The organism is Thermostichus sp. OS-CIW-20 (assembly GCF_054061455.1).
In genome coordinates, this window is the sequence record NZ_JBSSEF010000030.1 from 16,247 (window position 1) to 35,482 (window position 19,236).

The following is a 19,236-nucleotide window of genomic DNA, read 5'->3' on the forward strand; positions in this document are numbered from 1 at the left end:
TGGATCTACAAAAAGAAGCCTGCGTCAGTCCGTATTTGGAGTTGGGGAAGAGGGCAGGATCCTGCCTGTCAGGTTTGGTAGGATAGCCTCGACCCTCCTTCCTTCTCTGGCCCAGCCTGGTGTGGGGATGACTCCTATGATCTCTTCCTTATCGTTCATCCGTCTGCAGAAATCCGGCGAACACCAATTTACAGCAGTCCTGCCTGACTTGCGGTTGCAGCGTCACGGCTCCGCGACGCTGACGCGACTGGCCACCTCTTTGCTGTTGAGCACCAGCTTACTGCTGGCGGCAGGAAGGGATCCCAGTTGGGCGCAAACTTCCCTGGACACCGGCCTTTTGGAGAAGCAGGCCCTGCCCCAAGCGCCGCCGCTGCCGGACGACCGCCCCGCCATTTTTGTGGATGCCGCCAATGGCAGCGATACCCAAGGGGATGGATCCCGCAACAACCCCTTCAAGACCATCACCCATGCCATCAGCCGGGCGCCAGCCGGCAGCATCATCCAGCTTCTGCCGGGGGTGTACAGCGCAGAAAGCGGCGAAGTCTTCCCCATCCGCCTCAAGGCCGGCCTTATCTTGCGCGGGGACGAGTCCACCTTGGGAGAGGGCTACCTGATCGATGGCGGCGGCACCTACATGAGCCCGACCTTGGCCCGGCAAAACGTTGCCCTGCTGGCAGAGACCGGCTCAGAGGTGCGGGGGGTTACCCTGCGCAACCAGGGTCGGCGCGGCTACGCCCTCTGGGTAGAATCGGCTTCCCCGCGCATTCTCAACAACAGCTTTGTGGGCAGCATCCACGACGGCATTTTCATCGCCGGCGCCTCCAACCCCTGGATAGAAGGCAACCGCTTCTACAAAAACGGGGCCAACGGCATCTCCGTCTTGGGCACCTCCCAGCCCACCATTGTCAACAACCTCTTCCAAGAGACCGGCTTTGGCCTCACCATCGACCAGCGCTCGGCGCCGATTGTGCGCAACAACCGCATCCTGCAAAACCGCACCGGCATTGTGGTCGGCGGCAGCGCCCGTCCCATCCTGCGCAACAATCTCATTGCCCGCAACCTGGAGACTGGCCTGACAGCTATCACCACCGCCCAGCCAGATTTGGGCACGGCTTCGGATCCCGGCAACAACATCTTTGAGGGGAACGGCCAGTACGACATCCACAACGCCACCCGCGGCCTGCGCCTCAACGCCAATGGCAACCAACTGGCCGGCAAAACCAAAGGGGAGCTGGATCTGGCCGGCCAGACCACGGTGGCTGCGCTGCCCAGCAACGCCCCGCCACCCATTGCGGCAGGCGGCTTGACGCTGCCCACAACTCCGCAGGCCGAGCCTCCGGCTCCCAGCAGGGATCCCCAGCCGGCGGCGGCCTCTCCCACCTTGCCGGTGGTGACGGTGCCCCAATCGACTGCCCCCGTTCCCCCTCCTGCAGCGGGATCGGGAGGGCGCATTTTGCCCAGTGCCCCCCCTCAGCCGGCAGGCGCTCAACCCCAGGAGTTTGTTGCCGTCCCCTTCACCCCCGATGGCTCCACCACGCCTGCCCAACCGGTTGAGCCTGCTCCTGCCACTCCCGTCCGCCAGCAATCTGTGGCTCCTCTCACGGATATTACTACCCTCCTGCCACCCCCGGCTCGCCGACAAGCGGGCAGCAGCCCAACAACCCCCCCTGTTCCCGTTGCCGCGGCTCCAGAACCGGCGGTAGCCCCAGCAGAGTCGGCCACCCGCTTTCGTGTGCTGGTGACCCCCAAGGGCAGCGACGATTTGCAGCGGCTGCGGCAGCTCGTCCCCGAAGCGGTGGAGACCGTGTTCAACGGCAGGAGGGTGCTGCAGGCCGGCCTCTACGACAGCCGCAGCCAGGCCCAGTCAGTCTTGGATCGGCTGTTGGACGCCGGCTTTGACGCGGTGGCGGAGATGATCTTCCGTTGACCTCACTGCCCAGGGATCCCCCCCGGCAGGATAGGAACTCCCCAGCAGGGAATGTATGATGCCTAGCACGGCTTTTTCCAGAGCAATGGGGAGGAAAGCCGTGCCGTCAGGTTGTCCTGGGGATCAGCCAGGGCAAGCAAGGGGGAAAGTCCGGTGCAAATCCGGCGCTGTGCCGCAACTGTGATGGGCAAAAGCCCTCAGTCAGGATGCCCGCCTGCGGCTTTGGCTCAAAGCTTAGCCCTTCCGCGTCGCACGGAAGCAGGAGCAACCGGATGAAAGTAACTGTATGTCTCAGCCTTGGGCTGGGGATCTTGAGTTTGGGGATCCCGGCCTGGGGGCAGGCAATCTTGGATACCGGCCTCAGCGCCGAGATTTTGAATCAACCCGTCACCACCCCGTTTCGCCGTCCCGGCCTGCTGCGAGAGTCTTCCCGCCCAGTCTATGTCATCACCCGCCAGCAGATGCGCCAGCAAGGGGCAAGGACGGTGCAGGAAGCCCTGCGCTACTTGCCCGGGATCCTCAGCGATGGCACAGCGGGAACTCAGTTGGGAGCTCTTAGCTCTCAATTCATGCGAGGGGCGCGAACGGCGCAGGTATTGGTGCTCTTGGATGGCCGCCCTCTCAACGATCTGGGTTTTTTCGGGGGGTTTGACCTCTCGCAAATCACCACCGATGTCGTCGAGCGAATTGAAGTCTCCCCCGGCGGCGGCTCTACCCTGTACGGCTCAGACGCCGTTGGCGGCGTGATCAACATCGTCACGGTGGAGCCGCAGCCAGAAACGGAGACGGTGCTGGAAGCGGCGGTCGGCAGCTACGGTCTCAATGAGCAAGGGATCCAAAGTCGCGGCCAAGCCCAGGATCTGGGCTGGGTGCTCAGCTATCGCCGTCTGCAAAGTAACAACGACTTTCCCTTTGCCATTGAGCGGCTGGGCAAGTCGGGCAGGCGGGAAAACTCGGCGGTGGAGTACCACAACTTGCAGGCCAAGCTCACCTGGCAACTGGCCGAAGATCAAGTCCTAACAGCCAACGCCCTCTACCTCAACAAAGCCTTTCGCGTGCCCGGCAGTGTAGAGTTTCCCTCTCCCGACGCAGAGCAAAACACCAACGATCTGCTGCTGGATCTCAGTTGGCTGTGGACTCAGGAAACAGGATCCCTGCAGGCAAGAGTCTTTTTGGACGATCTCAACTACCGCTTCAGCGCTCCGCAAAGCCAGGGATCCCGCGACGTCATCTTGCGCAATGGCTGGGGATCCCAGCTTCAATATGCTTGGCAGGCCGGCGAAAACCTAGAGGGAGTTTTGGGGGCAGATTATCGCTCTATCTCAGCCCGCAATACGACTTTTTCTTTTGCCAGGGGTTCTGCCAATATCAACTACGACGATACGGTTAACCAGGGGGCCCTGTTTGCCCGCCTGGACTACAGCCCGGATCCCCAGTTCCACCTCGACCTGGGCATCCGTCAGGACTTCAGCAGTTTGGCCAACGGCTCGGCCACCTCGCCGGCTGTGGGGATCCGGTGGGCAGTTGCCGAGGGAACTACCTTGAGGGCCAGCTACGCCGGCAGCTTTCGCACCCCCTTGATCTCGGAATTGTTCTTTCGGCTGCGCGGCTTTTTTGAAGTGGATGGCAACCCCAATCTCCGCCCAGAGCGAGGGGAGAGCTTGGACATCGGCCTGGATCAAACCTTGGGAGATTTTGGCCTGCTGCGCTTAACTTTTGCCCACAACCGCATCCGCGATGGCATCACCTTTGTCAGCCTTGGGCCGCGCCGGGGAACCTATGAAAATATCGGGCTGGTCGAATATACCGGCCTGGAAGCGGCTTTAGATTTGCGTTTGGGGGAAAACTGGACGCTTTTTGCCAACTATACCCTCAATGATCCCATCATCCGCGCTGCCCTTAACCCGGCCACAGTTGGCAAAGAGCTAGCCTTTGTGGGAGCCGATAGCCTGAACTTAGGCCTGACCTACCGTCACGAGCAAGGCTGGCACAGCTCAATTTTAGTCCATCACATTGGGAGCTTTTTTACCAACAACACCAACACGGAATCCCTACCAGGCTACACCACCGTAGCTTGGCGAGGAGGGATCCCGTTGGCTGAGGCCCTAAGCCTAGAGTTGGGGATCGACAACCTGCTGGATGAGCAGTATGAAGTTTTCCCCGGCTATCCCGGAGTTGGCCGCACGCTGAGGGTGAACTTGCGGGGGCAATTTTAGCGATATCCCAGGCTGTTTTTAACTCTCCGGCTGACCACTTTTAGCGAGAACTTTCCAAGTTGATTGTCTGCTTTACGGTTTAGTTTGGATGCAACTTATGGCGATCTCAACCAACTCTCTATCTCCTAACTTTTCTCCATCGACAACTTCGGCTCAAGCTGAGGCCGAACATTACCTCTGGATCTGCACCACCTGCGGATCTCGCTGGGTGAACGGCCAAAAAGAAGGGACTAGCAAAGGAGAAATGCTCCTGGCCGCCTTGCAATCGCAAGTGCTCAATTCCCAATTGCACCTGAAGCCAGTTGCCTGTATGAGCGGCTGCAGCCATGCCTGCGTGATTGCCCTAGCAGCCCCGGGGAAGATGACCTATGTCTTTGGCGATCTCGATCCAAAAGATGTAGAGCCAATCTTACAAACGGCGGAGCTGTATTTGACAAAGCCCGATGGGATCCTGCCCTGGGCAGAGCGCCCCATCAAAAAGGGGGTGATTGCCCGCATTCCGCCAATCCAATAGGAGCAACCTATGGCCGCTTTCAGTCCCTGGATCACGCCCTTAAACCAGACTTGGCAAGAGGTTTCCCCCACCGGCTGGACAACCGTTTACGAAGGGATCCCGGCTCACATCGACTGTCTTGGGCCATTGCTCTATGAGCTCTTTCAGGAGCGCTGGGCCGAGATCCAAGTGGGCCAGGTGGTGGAGGGAGGAGTGCTGGAGGCGGCCTTCAAGGATCCCCCTGCTCTCTGTGTGCTCTACGACGGCTATTTGACCGTGGCCACCGAAACTTGGCATTTGCACCTGTGTCTAGAAGAGCACCAGGGCGGCCCCTACAGCAGAACTCCACCTGAGCTGCGCCGCAAAAGATTGGTCGGCCGCGCCGCCCTCTATCGCCGCCTCAATCCGCAGGGCCAGCCTCGCCAATGGGGGATCCAATTTTGGAACGGAGCAGAGGAATCGCTGCTGCAGATCTTTTTGCCCAGTCCCTTTTTGGGGCCAGGAGAAGACTACCTGCCCGAAGGCAAAGCCGACTATCAGAAGCTCTCCCTTTATGAACGCCTGCGGGCCATTTACGTCGAGGGAAAAGAGCGGATCCCGTATGAAGATAACCCCCTCAAGCGGCCCTATTTGGCGGTTTGCCGTTCCAGCCGCTGCTATCCTTCTCGCCACTATCAGCCCGTTGTGGAAGCTCTGCAATCGGCCCTGCGGGAAGCCAATTTGGATATTCAGGTCATTACTTCCGGATGCCTAGAAGTCTGTCAACAAGGGCCGGTGGTTTTTTACTCCGGAGATCGCACCTGGTACAAGCGGGTTACCCCCCAAGTAGCGCGGCAAATTGTCCAGGAGCATCTGCTAAAGAACTGCCCCTTGAAAGCTCACCTTTTTCCTGGAGATTAGCCTATGGTTAGCCTACAAGCTCTTGTCCAGTCCATCCCCAAGCCTCGCCGCGGGATCCCAGAAGTAATTTGGATCCAAGCCAGCCGAGATCTAGCCCAAGGTCGATTTTGGCCCAGCCTATTTACCACCATCGGCTGCCTGAGCAACATTGCCTATACCTGCACGCTTCCTTTTGTAACTGTTGGCATCATCGCGGGCACCACGTTAACTCGCCAAAGGGCAATTATTAGCGCTTCGATGATTTGGCTGGCCAACCAAATCTTTGGCTACACCTGGCACAACTATCCCCGTACACCTGATTCTTTTGCTTGGGGCTTGGTCTTGGGGATCGGCACGGTGGGGGTCGCTTTTGCTGCCGGCTACCGACCTCTGTTTTCTCAGTCCAAACCTATTAGGCCAAGGCAATTGCTGCTGAACTATCTTTGGATCCCAGCCATGCTGATCCTAGGGTTCCTTGCTTTTGAAGGGCTGATCTTGGCAGCCGGCCTGGTTCTGGGCGGAACGGAGGGCTTGACCCTGCCCATCTTGGCCAAGATCTGGCTGGACAACTGGCTGTGGACGGGATTTTGGCTTGGGATCCACGCGCTGCTGGCGTGGGACAGAGGAGGCCGGTTGTGGTGGGAGAGGGGAAACTTCGCTGATCTGGAGCATCCCTAAGGGAGATCCAGGCCACAATGGGGGTGACCTGTGCCAGAAGGGATCCCTTTGCAGCCTGCTCAACTCGATTGTGGCGGGAGCGCTTTCCGCCTGTCTCTCCTTTCTCCTTGCCAGCGTCTGCTGCTGTTTAGCGGCAAGGGGGGCGTAGGCAAAACCACCCTCACCTGTGCCCTGGCCCGTCACCTGGCCCAGGCGCAACCAGAGCGCCGTCTGCTGCTCCTGTCCACCGATCCGGCCCACTCCCTGGGGGATGTGCTGGGGATCCCGGTGGCCGACGTTCCCCAGCCCCTGCCGGATTGGCCCAACTTGCAGGTGCGGGCTCTCCAGGCCGAGGTGTTGCTGCAGGATTTCAAGCAGACCTACGGCCCGGCTCTGGAGCTGATTGCCGAGCGGGGCAGTTGGCTGGCCAAGGAAGATCTCCTGCCCCTTTGGGATCTGGACTGGCCGGGGGTGGACGAGCTGATGGCCATCTTAGAGGTCAACCGGCTGCTGGCGGGCCAAGAGGTGGATACAGTTATCCTGGATACCGCCCCCACCGGCCACACCCTGCGGCTGTTGGAACTGCCCGACTTTCTCGACAATTTGCTGGCGGTGTTTGCCACCTTCCAGGCCAAGCACCGCGAGGTTGTCCAATCCCTCACGGGCGCCTATCGACCGGATGAGGCCGACGCCTTCCTGGCCCGCTTGCAGAGCGAGCTGGAGGGGGGCAAAGCCCGCCTCACCGACCCGGAGAGCACTGCCGCCTGGCTGGTGCTGATCCCGGAGCCGTTGAGCGTGGCGGAGACGCGCCGCTTTTGTCAACAACTGCAAAGCCGCCGGGTGCCCATTGGCGGCCTGTTGGTCAACCAGGTGTTGTTGGGAGCCAGCGGGAGAGCGTCGTCTGGGATCCCGCCGTCCCCCCTCTACCTGGCCCGCCAGCAGGAACAGCGGCGCTGGCTAAAAGCGCTCCAAGAGGAGCTGCCTGGCTATCCCATCTGGGTTTGTCCCTATCAACTGGAGGAGCCCATTGGGCCGGCGGCCCTGGACAAGCTGGTGCAGCAGCTTCGTCCCTTGCCAGAGGTGCTGCTGCAGTTGGAAGAGATTCCCGCTAGCCCAGGGGAGCCTGTCGGCGGGATCCCCTCCCCCCCAAGGGTGGCCCTGCCAGATTTTTTGGCCCAAGGGATCCGCCTGCTGCTGGTGGGAGGCAAAGGCGGGGTAGGCAAGACCACGGTGGCCGGGGCGCTGGCCTGGAACTTGGCCCAACGCCATCCCGACCGGCAGCTCTTGCTGGTCTCCATCGACCCGGCCCACTCGCTGGGGGATCTGTTCGGGGTGAAATTGGGGCAAGATCCGCTGCCGCTGCTGCCCAATTTGCTGGGGCAGGAGATCGAGGCGGCGGCAGTGCTGGAGCGCTTCCGGCAGGAGTACCTGGAAGAGGTGGCGGCCATCTTGGCCGGCGAAGGGACGGCGGGGGTGGAGGTTCAGTACGACCCGCAGGCCTGGCGGCAGCTTTTGCAGATGGCTCCACCGGGCCTGGACGAGGTGATGGCCCTGCTGACGGTGCTGGAGCAGGAGGCCAGCGGCCAGTTCAACCTGGTGGTGGTGGATACAGCCCCCACCGGCCATCTCCTGCGCTTTTTGCAGATGCCGCAGGCCCTGGAAGGTTGGGTCAGCCTGGCCCTGAAGCTGTGGCTAAAGTACCGCGACGTGGTGGGCCGGCCAGAATGGGCGCAGCGGCTGCGGGATCTCTTAGGCCAGGTGCGGCAGCTCCGGCAGCGGCTGCGGGATCCCCAGTTTGTTAGCTTTATCCCCGTCTTCAACCCGGAGCAGGCGGTTCTGGCGGAAACCGAGCGCCTTCTGGCGGAACTGAATGCCCTGGGGATCCCTCATCCCTACGCCGTTCTCAATCGGGTTTGGCTGGAGGAGGCCACCCCCTTTGGTGCAGCGCTGCGGCGCCGCCACCAGGCCATCTTGGCCCAGTTGCCCCAGCGATTCTCCCAGCAGGCCATTGTCACCGTCCCTTTTCTGCACCCGCCCAGCTTGCAGGCCGTTGGCGCCTACTTGCTGACTCCTGAGGACCCTGCCTTGCCGGTGCCAGAAGTCTCAACCTAGGGCCTGGGAGAGCCGCTAGTCTGGAAAAGGGTCTAGTGCAGCCCCTTCCTTCTGCTGCTTTTGCCTATGTTGTTCAACCTCCCCCTGCAAGCCATTCCCCTGTTCTCCATCGCAGCGGCCATCCTGTTGGTGTACCTGCCCATGGGCGTGGTGGGCTATGCCCGCGCCCGCGTCGGTTATGACCCGCATGCGCCGCGGGCGATGTTCGACCGGCTGCCTCCCTACGGCCAGCGGGCTACCTGGGCCCATGCCAACGGCTTTGAGGCCCTGGGCACCTTTGCGCCCTCAGCTCTAGTAGCCTACGTCACCGGCCCCCACCCGGATCCCTGGCTGTTTGGGCTCAGCGGCGACGAAGGGGTGGCCCTGCTCTGCGGCGTTTTCTTGCTGGCGCGGCTGCTCTACAACTTCTTCTACATTGGCGACATTCCCATCGGGCGCTCCCTCTCCTTCTTGGTCGGGTCGCTGGCCACGCTGGGCCTGCTGCTCATTGGCCTGTTGCCGTTTCTGGGCCAGAACCTGGCCTAGCCGGGCAGTTGCAGGGAAGACAGGGCCACCCCAGCCCGGTGGGCCACCACCACGCCAATGGCCTCTAGGTAGGAGCTAACGGCCACATGCGGGATCCCCAACTGGCGGGGGTGGACCTGCATGACCGTGGCGTTCTCTTCGACGGCGATAAACAAGGGCGGGCGGGGGCGGCTGGCGAGGTAGAGCAGGCCGGGGCCGCCAAAGGCAGTGGCCGGGGCAATGACGCTGTCCACCTGCTCCGCGGTCAGGTCGCCCGGCTGGGGAGGATCCCCCCTCTTGACAAACTGGGGGGCATAGCTCAGCCCCGCCAAAAGGGAGGGCAGGAAGGTAAACCCCACCTCTTCGGCGGCGGCGCGGGGGTGGACCGGCTTAGGGGCGGGATCGGGGTAGAAGGCGGGGGCGTGGGCACAGGGGATCCCCAGCTCTCGCACCACCAGGTGGCTGAGGATGGCCTCGGCTCCGGCCAGGGGATCTACCCCCTGCCCCTGCTCGTACTGGCTAAAGTCAAGGTCGTCCGGGAAGCGGGCCACCACGGCAAGGGCCTCAGCTCCCAAGCGGACGAGCTCTTGGGCAGTTTCCAAAAGCGCATCCGGCTGGGCCAGGGATCCCTGGCTGGCCCCGGCAGGGGAAAAGCTGACGGAAACGCCTAAGGGTCGAGGGGTCAAGCGCCAGGGGCCAATGTCCAGCCCCAGGGTGGCCTGGGCGGCCTGCAAAACCTGCAGGTGGCGTTGGCGGAGGTCCTCTGGGATCCCGGCATCCAGCACCACCCCGACGCGGTTTTGCCGCACCGGCCTGAGGAACCACTCCCCGGCACAGAAGCGATCCAGGCCGTACCCTTCCACGTAGAGCACATTCCCCATCGGCCAAAACAGGGTGGCGCCGTTGAGCACATTGGGATGGGTGATGAGGCAGTCGACAGCAGCCGCCAAAGCGCGGGCCACCGGCAGGGCATCGCCGGCAAAGCCACCCACGCGGGCGCCGATGCCCGTGGGAACCAAAAGCAGCGCCGTGTAGGGGCGACCCATTGGCCACTTGGGAGGACTAGACCTGGGACAACAGCTGCTGCGCCAGCGCCTCGGCCCGCCGCACGCAGTCGCCCAGAGCTACGCCATCCAGGTAGTTGGCACACACCCAGATCCCCGGCGTCTGGGAGGCCAGGTGGGCCTGCACCTGGGCTATGCGTTGCCGGTGGCCGAGGGTGTACTGGGGGATGGCGCGGGGCCAGAGACGTTCGCCCAGGTAGACGGGCTCGGCGCGGCGGGTGAGCAGAACCTGGCTGAGCTCGGCGTGGGCAATTTGCGCTCGCTCCTCAGGAGACAGCGCAGGGATGGGCGGGATCCCCCGCCGGCGGGCCAAGGCCGCATCGGTGGCGCCGCCCAGGAAGCTGAGGAAGCTGTGGTAGCCCTGGGGAGCCCGCTCTGGAAAAAGGCAGGAGGCCCAGATCGTGCCCAGGGTGCGCAGGCCCTGGGAACGGGGGATGAGGTGGCCAAAGCCCCGCAGCGGCTGGGGCAGGGCCTCTTGGGGATAGGCCAGAGCCACCACCGCCACCGGCGGATAGAGGATCTCGGCCAAGAGCTGGCTGGCCGGGGGGTTGAGCTCCTGTAGCAGCGCGGCAGCCTCGTAGGCGGGGAGGGCCAGCACCACCTGGCGGGCAGCCACCCAGCGGGATCCCTCTGGGGTCTCAAAGCCCACCCAGTAGAGCTCTCCCGCCCGCTTCAGCTGCAGCGCTCGCCAGCCCAGCCGCAGGCTGTCGCCCAGCTTTTGGGCTAGGGCCTCTGGCAACTGCTGCAGCCCCTGCCTCAGATTGCCCAGTTGGCCCCGTTTGGGCGGGGGTTGGATGGCCGCAGGAGAAGGCTGGGGTCTTTGGCGCAGAGCCTGCAGGGCGCCGGCAAAGAGGCTGCCATAGCGCTCCTCCAGGCCCGCCACGCGAGGGAAAGCCGCCACGGCGCTGAGCTGATCCGGATCCCCCGCATAAACCCCCGAGGTAAAGGGCTCCACCAGGCGCTCGGCCACTTCGGATCCCAGTTGTCGCCGGAAAAACTGCCGCACCGTTTCCTCGCGTCCTGGCGGCGGCGGGACAAACCCCAACAAGCCCTGCAGAGCCCGCAGCTTGCCGCCCACGCTGAGCAGCCGTGATCCCAGGGCTGCCGCGGGGCTCAGAGGCACCGGCAACAGCGCTCCTTCCCAGTAGATGTAGCGGGGCAGCTTGGCATCGGCCAGCACCAGTTGGTCGGCCAGGCCCACCTCGGCAATGAGGTTGAGCAGGGCAGGGGTGGGGGTAAAGCTATTGGGGCCTTCCTCCCAGCGGTAGCCGTCTTTGGACTGGGTGGAAATGCAGCCGCCGACGCGGGAGCTGGCCTCCGCCAGGAGCACCGCTTGAGGGGATCCCCCCCTAGCCGATAAACCCTGCTGCAGGCGCCAGGCCAGCGTCAGGCCGCTGATGCCCGCCCCAATGACCACCACCTCCGCGTTAAGGGGTTCAGGGGTTGCAGGATTCACTGCCGCTTCCAAGGTGTTTTTCCTCCATCACGTCCGGGGGGCCAATCTTCGTTAGCGCAGTACGCGAAATAGGCTGGGGATCTCGGCCACCTGGGGAAGCTGCTGGATCTCGGCCAGCGCCTGGCGGCAGTCGGCCTCGCGCACGCTGTGGGTGAGGATCACAATCTCCGCCAACTCCTGGTGGCACTCCTTTTGGGTGATGCTCTCCAGGCTCACCCCGTGCCGGCCAAAGCAGGTGCCGATGGCCCCCATCACCCCCGGCCGATCCTGGGCCAGCACTCGCACGTAAAACTCCGACTGCGCCTCTGCCAGCGGCAGCAAGGAGGCAACAGGAGGGGAGGCGGCAAAGCCCCACAGGGGATTGGGCAACTGAGCCCCCGTCTGCAGGTGGGCAAGTAGGATAAGCAGATCCCCGACCACCGCGCTGGCGGTTGGCCCCCGGCCCGCCCCTGGCCCAGCCAGCACCACCTGCCCCAAGGGATCCCCTTGCACCCAGACGGCGTTGTCCACCCCGTGGATGTTGGCCAGCGGGTGGGTAACCGGCAGCAGGGCGGGGTGGACGCGAATATCCAGGGTTGGTTCACCTCCCTGCCCCTCGGCCCTTTGGGCGATGGCCAAAAGCTTAAAAGTATAGCCCCACTCGCGGGCGTAGCGGATGTCGGTGGAGCTGATGCTGCCGATCCCTTCGCAGGGGATGGCCTGTCGCGGTACCGACACCCCAAAAGCCAGGCTGGCCAGAATGGCGATCTTGTCCGCCGCATCCCATCCTTCCACATCGGCGCTGGGATCCGCCTCGGCGTAGCCGCGGGCCTGGGCCTGGGCCAGCGCTTCGGCAAAGGAGCTGCCCTCCTGGGTCATCTGGCTGAGGATGAAATTGGTGGTGCCGTTGACGATGCCCCAGACCGCCTGGATGTGGCTAGCCCGCAGCGACTGTTGCAAAGCCTGGATGATGGGGATCCCACCCCCCACCGCTGCCTCCAGCAACACCGCCACCCTGGCCTGGGCGGCAGCCTGGAAAATCTCCTCGCCATAGCGGGCAATGACCGCCTTGTTGGCTGTGATCACCGGCTTGCCGTGGTCGATGGCCTTTAGGATCAGGCTGCGGGCCGGCTCCAAGCCGCCCATGAGCTCAATCACCGCGTCAATTTCGGGATCCGACACAATCCCCTCTAGGTTCGTGGTCAGGCGCTCGGGCGGGATCGCCACCTGCCGCGGCTTGTCCAGGGAGCGCACCCCCACCGCCGCAATCTCAACTGCCTGCAAGAGGGGGTGAGGAGGGCGCTGTAGAATCTCGACCACGCCCGTGCCGACCGTACCCAGCCCCAATAGCCCAACCCGATAGACCACAGCCGCTCCCTCGGGCCCAAAGACTTTCTTACCTTTACCAGGTTGACACACTCTTGGCCCCCTAGGGCGAGATTTTGGCCATCCATCCCCAAGGGCTTCAGGAGGAAGGCGCGCCGAGCCAGGCGCAGGGATCCCTCGCCGCAGGGGCAGTGCTGGTTTGGAGTTTATGCTGAAGGAGGGATCCCTTTCTCTCATAGCCCTCATGTCCAGAACCTGTACCATCTACCGCCGCGCCCACTTTGCCGCCAGCCACCGCTACTGGCTGCCGGAGCTCTCCGAAGCTGAGAACCTGGCCCGCTTCGGCTCCCACGCCCGCTTTCCCGGCCACGGCCACAACTACGGGCTGGAGGTGGGCTTGACGGGGGAGGTGGATGAGTACGGCATGGTGCTCAACCTCTCCCAGGTCAAGCAGGTAATTCGGGAGCGGGTGATTCAAGAACTGAACTTCGCCTACCTCAACCAAGTCTGGCCAGAGTTTGCCCAAACCCTGCCCACCACCGAGTTCATTGCCTACACCATCTGGCAGCGCCTAGCCGACGCGCTGCCGCTCAGCAGTGTGCGCCTCTACGAAGATCCCCAGCTTTGGGCCGAATACCGAGGAGAAGCCATGCAAGCCTATTTGACCGTTGCCACCCACTTTAGCGCCGCCCACCGCTTGGCCCTCGATCACCTCAGCCTGGAAGAGAACACTGCCATCTACGGCCTCTGCGCTCGCCCCCACGGCCACGGCCACAACTACGGCCTGGAGATTACCGTCAAGGGATCCATCGACCCGCGCACAGGGATGATCGTGGATTTGGCAGCTCTGCAGCGGGTGATTGAGGAGCAGGTGGTGAAGCCCCTGGATCACACTTTCTTGAACAAAGACGTCCCCTACTTTGCCCAGGTGGTGCCCACCGCCGAAAACATCGCCCTCTACGTCCAGCGGCTGCTGACTTTGCCCCTGCGCGAGCTGGGGGTGCAACTGCATCGGGTTCGCCTGCAAGAGAGCCCCAACAACAGCAGCGAAGTCTACGGGGAGTTTCCGCTAGAGGAGCTGGGCGCAGCTACCGCTGCCACCACATACCCCGCGAGCGAGGGCAAGAGGGATCCCTCCGAAGTGGAGCCCCTGGCCGCCGGCAGGGCTGAGCCAGCCGCCTATGCTGGATCTGGTTAAGCTGAGCGGGCAGATTCCCGCCTTTGCCCGCCACCTGCAGCAGGAGTCGAAGGCCAACCAAGAGCGTCTGCGCCTGGCCTTGCAGGAGTTTGCCCGCCTGCAGCGAGAACCCCAAACCTGGCAGTCGCGCTGGGCGGAGTGGAGCTCCCATCTCGCCTTTACCTGCGCCAGCCCCGCCGAGCCGCCGGAAACCTGGGGATCCCTGCCCAAAGTCGAGCCCTTGCAGGGGCCGCACACGGTGGTGGCCACCGACGGCTCCCAGATCCTGCCCAGCCACCACGAGATTGCCTACTGCTCGCTCATCAACATCGGGCGGGTGGCTCTCCACTACGGCACGCAAGAGTGGCCGCTGCTGGACAGCCAGCCCCTGCTGATCTACGGGCAGGAGCCCTTTGCTCAACCTGAGCGATCCAACTCTCTTCCAGGAACAGCCCTCCACCCTCTTCGCCACCGACCCAGCCGATCGCGTAGGCAGGCCGTAGGCCTTGGGGAAGAAGATCGCGGGGAGGGGGGGGAGATTGCGTTGGATGCCGAAGCGGTGCTGGCTTTGCGGCGGGCTCAGGCAGAGCTGGAGGAGCTGGCCCAATTGGCCCTGCCGCTGCCTAGGAGTCGCCCCGTGCTAGCGCTGCTGGATGGATCCCTCATCCCCTGGGGGCTGGAGCCGCTGCCCAAGCCAGCCCAGCGTCCCTGGCTGGATCCCATCCTGGCAACTCTGGAGCAGTTGCGGGCAGCTCGCATCCCCCTGGTGGGCTACATCAGCGCTTCCCGCAGCAGCGAAACCCTCAACTATCTGCGCCTGGGGTTGTGTCCCTACCTGGGCTGCGACTGCTATCGCTACTGCGCCGGCGAGAAAACTCCCCCCTGCCAGCCCTTTGCCCCCCTAGCAGATCGCGTTTTTTGGGGATCCCTGCTGCAGCCGGGAGAGCGCAGCCCCCTCTGGCGCAGTGGCGCCAGCGTCTTGGAGACTTTTGGGGAACACCACATCCACTGCTGTTACTTGAATGTCGGCGAAAACCCTGGGGAGGGATCCCTGCCGGAGATCGCCCGGCTAGAGTTTCCCGCCTGGGTGGCTCAAGACGCCGAGTTGCTGCAGCGGGCCCTGGCCGGAGTGCTAAGCCAGGTGCAAAAGGGCTTTGGCTACCCCATCGCCCTGGCGGAAGCCCACCATCTGGCCGTGGTGCGCAGCGGGGATCGGCAGCGCTTCTTCGCCTTGATCGAGCAGGAGCTGATCCGCGCCGGCCTGCGCCATGTAGCCGTCTCCCGTAAGGAAGCCCAAAAGCGAACCGGCATCGCCTAATTGGTGCCAGTGCTGCAAAACCCTTCCTCCCTACCTCCCCTCTCCCTCAGGGAGAGGGGCTGGGGGTGAGGGCTCCCCCTGGGAGAGGGGCTGGCGGTGAGGGGTTAAAATCACCCTGTCAGACCCAAAACCGCATCGCCTACCGGGATCCCTGGCACCCCAGAAAAGGCTGCAGCCTATTGAGGGGATCCCTGTTCAACGGTTAGGGTTGCCAAGGTGTCCAAATCCTGTCTCTGTTGCCGATATGATGAGCCAAGCCCCTCTGCGCAGCCTCGTCTCTCCCTTAACCTACAACCCCCTCTGGTACAAAGACGCGATCATCTACGAGCTACCGGTGCGCGCCTTTTTCGACAGTGATGGCGATGGCGTGGGCGACTTCCAGGGTTTGACCGAAAAGCTGGACTATTTGCAGGATCTGGGCATCACGGCCATCTGGCTGCTGCCCTTTTTCCCTTCCCCGCTGCGGGATGATGGCTATGATGTTTCTGATTTTACCAACGTTAACCCCGCGCTGGGCACCCTAGAGGACTTTAAAATCTTTCTAGATGTCGCCCACCAACGCGGGATCCGCGTCATCATCGAGCTGATCCTCAACCACACCTCCGATCAGCATCCCTGGTTTCAGCGGGCTCGGCGCGCCGCCCCCGGCACCCCTGAGCGGGACTTCTACGTCTGGAGCGACACCCCGGAAAAGTACAAAGAGGCCCGCATCATCTTTCAAGACTTTGAAACCTCCAACTGGGCCTGGGATTCGGTGGCCAAGGCCTACTACTGGCATCGCTTCTACTCCCACCAGCCGGATCTCAACTACGACAACCCCGCCGTGCAGAAGGCCATCTTCGAGGTGGTGGACTTTTGGTTGAGCATGGGGGTGGACGGCCTGCGGCTGGACGCCGTGCCCTACCTATACGAGCGGGAGGGAACCAACTGCGAGAACCTGCCGGAAACCCACGCCTTCCTCAAGGCCCTACGCAAATACATTGACGAAAGATATCCCAACCGCATGCTGCTGGCAGAAGCCAACCAGTGGCCGGAAGATGCTGTGGCCTACTTCGGCGACGGGGACGAGTGCCACATGGACTTTCACTTCCCCCTGATGCCGCGGCTGTTCATGGCCATCCAGATGGAGGATCGCTTCCCCATCATCGACATCCTGCAGCAGACTCCCCCCATTCCCGAAACCTGCCAGTGGGCCATCTTCCTGCGCAACCACGACGAGCTCACCCTGGAGATGGTCACTGACGAGGAGCGCGACTACATGTACCAGGTGTACGCCAAGGATCCCAACGCGCGGGTCAATCTGGGCATCCGCCGCCGCTTGGCGCCCCTGCTGGGCAACAGCCGCCGCCGCATCGAGCTGATGAACAGCCTGCTGTTTTCTCTGCCCGGCACGCCGGTCATCTACTACGGCGACGAGATCGGCATGGGGGACAACATCTACTTAGGGGATCGCAACAGCGTGCGCACGCCGATGCAGTGGAGCGCCGACCGCAACGCCGGCTTCTCTCGGGCTAACCCGCAGAAGCTCTACCTGCCCATCGTCATCGACGCCGAGTACCACTACGAAACCGTCAACGTGGAAGCGCAGCGGAACAACCCCTATTCCCTGTGGTGGACGATGAAACGGATGATCGCGGTGCGCAAGCGCTTCCAAGCCTTTGGCCGGGGCTCTTTTGAGCTGCTGCACCCGGAAAACCGCAAGGTGCTGGCCTTTATGCGGGCCTACGGCGACGAGCGCATCCTGGTGGTGGCCAACCTCTCCCGCTACGCGCAGTTTGTGGAGCTGGACTTGGCCCACTGGGAGGGGCTGATCCCGGTGGAGATCTTCGGGCGCACGCCGTTTCCTCCCATCGGCCAACTGCCCTATTTCCTGACCCTGGGCCCCCACTCCTTCTACTGGTTTTCCCTCGAGCCGCAGCGACAAACGGAGCGGATCCACCCCAGCCACAGCAAGCCAGAAGAGTTGGATCGCCTGCCCACCCTGCTGGTTCAAAACGGCAGTTGGGAAAGCCTCTTCCAGGGGGAAAGCCAAAAGCAGGTGGAGGCGGTGCTGGGCGACTACCTCTACCGCTGCCGTTGGTTCGGCTCCAAAGCCCGCCAGATCCAGTCGGCCCAGATCTTGGATGCCATTCCCTGTAACCGGGAAGGGGATCCCCCCTTTCGGGGCCAGATTTTGCTTTTGCAGGTCGAGTTTACCGAGGGGGAGGCAGAACTCTACTCTTTACCCCTGGGCTATGCCATCCAGGAGGCGGCCATGCACCTGCGCGTAGAGGCGCCCCAGGCGGCGATTGTCCCTGTGCAAGTGGCTGGGGAGCCGCCGGGCGTGCTGTTCGACGCCCTGGCCGATAAAAGCTTTTTGTCGTTGCCGCTGCAGATCATCGCCCAGCAGGGCCGTCTGCGCCACTCCTCAGGGGAGCTGTGGGCCACCACCTTTGCCCCTTTTGAGTACCACCTCGGCCTGGAACCCCGCATCCTCAAGGCGGAGCAGAGCAACACCTCGGTGGTCTACGGCAGCCAGTACATCCTCAAGTTCTACCGCAAGGTGGCCGAGGGGGTAAATCCAGAGCTGGAGATCGGCCGCTATCTGCTGGAGCACCATCCCCAGGTGCGGGTGCCGCGGCTGTTGGGATCCCTGGAGTATCGCCGCCGCCGTGGGGCGCGGGGCTTTGATCCCGGCGATCAGCCCATCACGTTGGCCATCTTGCAGGAGTACATCCCCAACGAGGGGGATGCCTGGCACTACACGCTGGACAGCCTGGGGCAGTTTTTCGAGACGGTGCTGGTTCATCACGCAGAGGCGGAAGCGGTGCCCGTGCCGCGGGGATCCTTTCTGGAACTCTCGCACCTTCCCTTGCCGGAGCTGGCCTACGCCACCATCGGCAGCTACCTGGAGTCGGTGCGGATCTTGGCCAAGCGCACCGCCGAGCTGCACCTTGCCTTGGCCGCCGACACCGAGAACAAGGACTTTGCCCCCGAGCCCTTCTCCAGTCTCTACCAGCGCTCCATCTATCAATCGATGCGCAATTTGGTGGGGCAGGTGTTTCCGCTGCTCAACAAGCAGATCCCCAAGCTGCCCGAACTGGAGGCTAAGTTGGCCCGCACCGTTCGCGACCAAGAAGGGGGGATCATGAGCCGCTTCCGCCTCATCCTGGAGCGGAAGATCACGGCTTTGCGCACCCGCTGCCATGGGGATTACCACCTGGGCCAGGTGCTGTTTACCGGCAAGGACTTTGTCATCATCGACTTTGAAGGGGAGCCGGCCCGGTCGCTAGGAGAGCGCCGCCTCAAACGCTGCCCCCTGCGGGATGTGGCGGGAATGCTGCGCTCTTTCCACTACGCCGTCCACACCGGCTTGCGCCAGCAATTGGAAAGCGGGCTGGTTTGCGGGGACAAGTGCCCTGACATGATGCGCTGGGCCCAGTTTTGGCACCGCTGGGTCTGCGCCGCCTTCTTGGCCGAATATCTGCAGGTGGCTTCTCAAGGGGCTTTTCTGCCCCGCAGCCCGCAGGAGCTGGAAGTGCTGCTCGAGGCCTACCTGCTGGAGAAGGCCATCTACGAGCTGGGCTACGAGCTCAACCACCGCCCCGAGTGGGTGGAGATCCCGCTGCGGGGGATCCTGCAGTTGCTGGGCATTTCCACCAAGGTCTGAGGGATCCCAGATGTGCGGACGGTTTAGCCTGGCAGTTGCCCCCGAACGGCTGCAGCAGCATTTTCCAATCGAGAGGGGGGCAGTTGGGGCGCTCCAGCCCCGCGACAACATCGCCCCTTCTCAGCCGGTGCTGGCGGTGGTGGCGGGATCCCTGCAGCGTCAGGCAGTCCATTTCCGCTGGGGCTTGATCCCCAGGTGGAGCCAAGCTCCCCAGGCTGGGTGGATCAATGCCCGCGCCGAGACGGTGGCCGAAAAACCCTCTTTCCGCCAGGCCTTTTGCCGCCGCCGCCTCCTGATCCCGGCAGATGGCTTCTATGAGTGGGTCGGCCGGGGCAAGCAGGGGAGGCAACCCTACTGGTTTTACCTAGTGGAGCGACTGTTGACACTGATACATTTACGCTGAACACTGCTGAGCATTACTGCTCAGCGGTGAAGCGATAGCATTCTGTCCGTTTCCGTTGTCGCTACGCGACGCTGAC

Annotated in this window: 14 protein-coding genes and 1 riboswitch; of the genes, 11 read left to right on the forward strand and 3 right to left on the reverse strand. The window is 63.0% G+C overall.

The features are described 5' to 3' along the window. Window positions 1-136 precede the first annotated feature (136 nt). From ACVWXC_RS10500 to ACVWXC_RS10530, 7 genes are all read left to right on the forward strand, one after another. Entirely contained in the window at window positions 137-1,927 is a 1,791-nt protein-coding gene (locus ACVWXC_RS10500; RefSeq protein WP_240527686.1) for a DUF1565 domain-containing protein, read from the forward strand. 91 nt (window positions 1,928-2,018) lie between these two features. Continuing rightward, window positions 2,019-2,159: riboswitch (cobalamin riboswitch) on the forward strand. A 40-nt stretch (window positions 2,160-2,199) separates the two neighbouring features. Further along, window positions 2,200-4,143 (forward strand): TonB-dependent receptor, encoded by a 1,944-nt coding sequence (locus ACVWXC_RS10505; protein WP_457392588.1) that lies wholly within the window; start codon window positions 2,200-2,202, stop codon window positions 4,141-4,143. A gap of 97 nt (window positions 4,144-4,240) precedes the next feature. Continuing rightward, window positions 4,241-4,657 carry a DUF1636 domain-containing protein gene (locus ACVWXC_RS10510; protein ID WP_011429979.1) on the forward strand — a complete coding sequence of 139 codons (417 nt, stop codon included), beginning with the start codon at window positions 4,241-4,243 and terminating at the stop codon, window positions 4,655-4,657. Window positions 4,658-4,666: 9 nt separating this feature from the next. Next, on the forward strand, window positions 4,667-5,536 hold the full coding sequence (locus tag ACVWXC_RS10515) for a (2Fe-2S) ferredoxin domain-containing protein (protein ID WP_011429978.1): 870 nt from the start codon (window positions 4,667-4,669) through the stop codon (window positions 5,534-5,536). Between the two features lie 3 nt (window positions 5,537-5,539). Then, complete coding sequence (locus ACVWXC_RS10520) at window positions 5,540-6,193, forward strand: hypothetical protein (RefSeq protein ID WP_457392592.1); 654 nt, start codon at window positions 5,540-5,542, stop codon at window positions 6,191-6,193. 48 nt (window positions 6,194-6,241) lie between these two features. After that, window positions 6,242-8,284, forward strand: a complete 2,043-nt coding sequence (locus tag ACVWXC_RS10525; protein WP_457392595.1) for an ArsA family ATPase — start codon at window positions 6,242-6,244, stop codon at window positions 8,282-8,284. 66 nt (window positions 8,285-8,350) lie between these two features. Continuing rightward, the gene (locus ACVWXC_RS10530) at window positions 8,351-8,809 is read left to right on the forward strand and encodes an MAPEG family protein (RefSeq protein WP_457392598.1); all 459 of its coding nucleotides are present in this window, start codon (window positions 8,351-8,353) and stop codon (window positions 8,807-8,809) included. On the opposite strand, the gene ACVWXC_RS10535 is transcribed toward ACVWXC_RS10530, so the two are convergent. From ACVWXC_RS10535 to ACVWXC_RS10545, 3 genes are read right to left on the reverse strand one after another with little or no spacing between them, the layout of a single operon-like run. After that, complete coding sequence (locus tag ACVWXC_RS10535) at window positions 8,806-9,834, reverse strand: DUF3326 domain-containing protein (RefSeq protein WP_457392601.1); 1,029 nt, start codon at window positions 9,832-9,834, stop codon at window positions 8,806-8,808. The genes ACVWXC_RS10530 and ACVWXC_RS10535 overlap by 4 nt on opposite strands. Before the next feature lie 16 nt (window positions 9,835-9,850). Next, window positions 9,851-11,308, reverse strand: coding sequence for a protoporphyrinogen oxidase (gene hemG, locus ACVWXC_RS10540; protein WP_457392604.1), 1,458 nt, complete (start codon window positions 11,306-11,308; stop codon window positions 9,851-9,853). Between the two features lie 51 nt (window positions 11,309-11,359). Continuing rightward, window positions 11,360-12,655: a homoserine dehydrogenase gene (locus ACVWXC_RS10545; protein WP_457392607.1), complete on the reverse strand. Its 1,296-nt coding sequence runs from the start codon at window positions 12,653-12,655 to the stop codon at window positions 11,360-11,362. A gap of 202 nt (window positions 12,656-12,857) precedes the next feature. On the opposite strand from ACVWXC_RS10545, the gene ACVWXC_RS10550 reads away from it, so the two are divergent. The 4 genes from ACVWXC_RS10550 to ACVWXC_RS10565 all read left to right on the forward strand — a co-directional run bounded on the left by ACVWXC_RS10550 (window position 12,858) and on the right by ACVWXC_RS10565 (window position 19,160). Further along, window positions 12,858-13,811: a 6-carboxytetrahydropterin synthase gene (locus ACVWXC_RS10550; protein ID WP_099813206.1), complete on the forward strand. Its 954-nt coding sequence runs from the start codon at window positions 12,858-12,860 to the stop codon at window positions 13,809-13,811. Next, complete coding sequence (locus ACVWXC_RS10555) at window positions 13,795-15,108, forward strand: DNA double-strand break repair nuclease NurA (RefSeq protein WP_457392610.1); 1,314 nt, start codon at window positions 13,795-13,797, stop codon at window positions 15,106-15,108. Before ACVWXC_RS10550 ends, ACVWXC_RS10555 begins: the two co-directional genes overlap by 17 nt. 247 nt (window positions 15,109-15,355) lie before the next feature. Next, a complete protein-coding gene (treS, locus tag ACVWXC_RS10560; RefSeq protein WP_457392613.1) occupies window positions 15,356-18,757 on the forward strand; it encodes a maltose alpha-D-glucosyltransferase in 3,402 nt (1,133 codons plus the stop codon). Between the two features lie 10 nt (window positions 18,758-18,767). Beyond that, window positions 18,768-19,160 carry an SOS response-associated peptidase gene (locus ACVWXC_RS10565; protein WP_457392616.1) on the forward strand — a complete coding sequence of 131 codons (393 nt, stop codon included), beginning with the start codon at window positions 18,768-18,770 and terminating at the stop codon, window positions 19,158-19,160. Window positions 19,161-19,236: the final 76 nt, after the last annotated feature.

Excerpts from the sequence above, each read along its gene's own strand:
- ACVWXC_RS10535 (WP_457392601.1), bottom strand. The coding sequence starts at position 9,834 with ATGGGTCGCCCCTACACGGCGCTGCTTTTGGTTCCCACGGGCATCGGC.
- ACVWXC_RS10530 (WP_457392598.1), top strand. The coding sequence starts at position 8,351 with ATGTTGTTCAACCTCCCCCTGCAAGCCATTCCCCTGTTCTCCATCGCA.
- ACVWXC_RS10520 (WP_457392592.1), top strand. The coding sequence starts at position 5,540 with ATGGTTAGCCTACAAGCTCTTGTCCAGTCCATCCCCAAGCCTCGCCGC.
- ACVWXC_RS10510 (WP_011429979.1), top strand. The coding sequence starts at position 4,241 with ATGGCGATCTCAACCAACTCTCTATCTCCTAACTTTTCTCCATCGACA.
- ACVWXC_RS10555 (WP_457392610.1), top strand. The coding sequence starts at position 13,795 with ATGCTGGATCTGGTTAAGCTGAGCGGGCAGATTCCCGCCTTTGCCCGC.
- ACVWXC_RS10515 (WP_011429978.1), top strand. The coding sequence starts at position 4,667 with ATGGCCGCTTTCAGTCCCTGGATCACGCCCTTAAACCAGACTTGGCAA.
- ACVWXC_RS10505 (WP_457392588.1), top strand. The coding sequence starts at position 2,200 with ATGAAAGTAACTGTATGTCTCAGCCTTGGGCTGGGGATCTTGAGTTTG.
- treS (WP_457392613.1), top strand. The coding sequence starts at position 15,356 with ATGAGCCAAGCCCCTCTGCGCAGCCTCGTCTCTCCCTTAACCTACAAC.
- ACVWXC_RS10550 (WP_099813206.1), top strand. The coding sequence starts at position 12,858 with ATGTCCAGAACCTGTACCATCTACCGCCGCGCCCACTTTGCCGCCAGC.
- ACVWXC_RS10500 (WP_240527686.1), top strand. The coding sequence starts at position 137 with ATGATCTCTTCCTTATCGTTCATCCGTCTGCAGAAATCCGGCGAACAC.
- ACVWXC_RS10565 (WP_457392616.1), top strand. The coding sequence starts at position 18,768 with ATGTGCGGACGGTTTAGCCTGGCAGTTGCCCCCGAACGGCTGCAGCAG.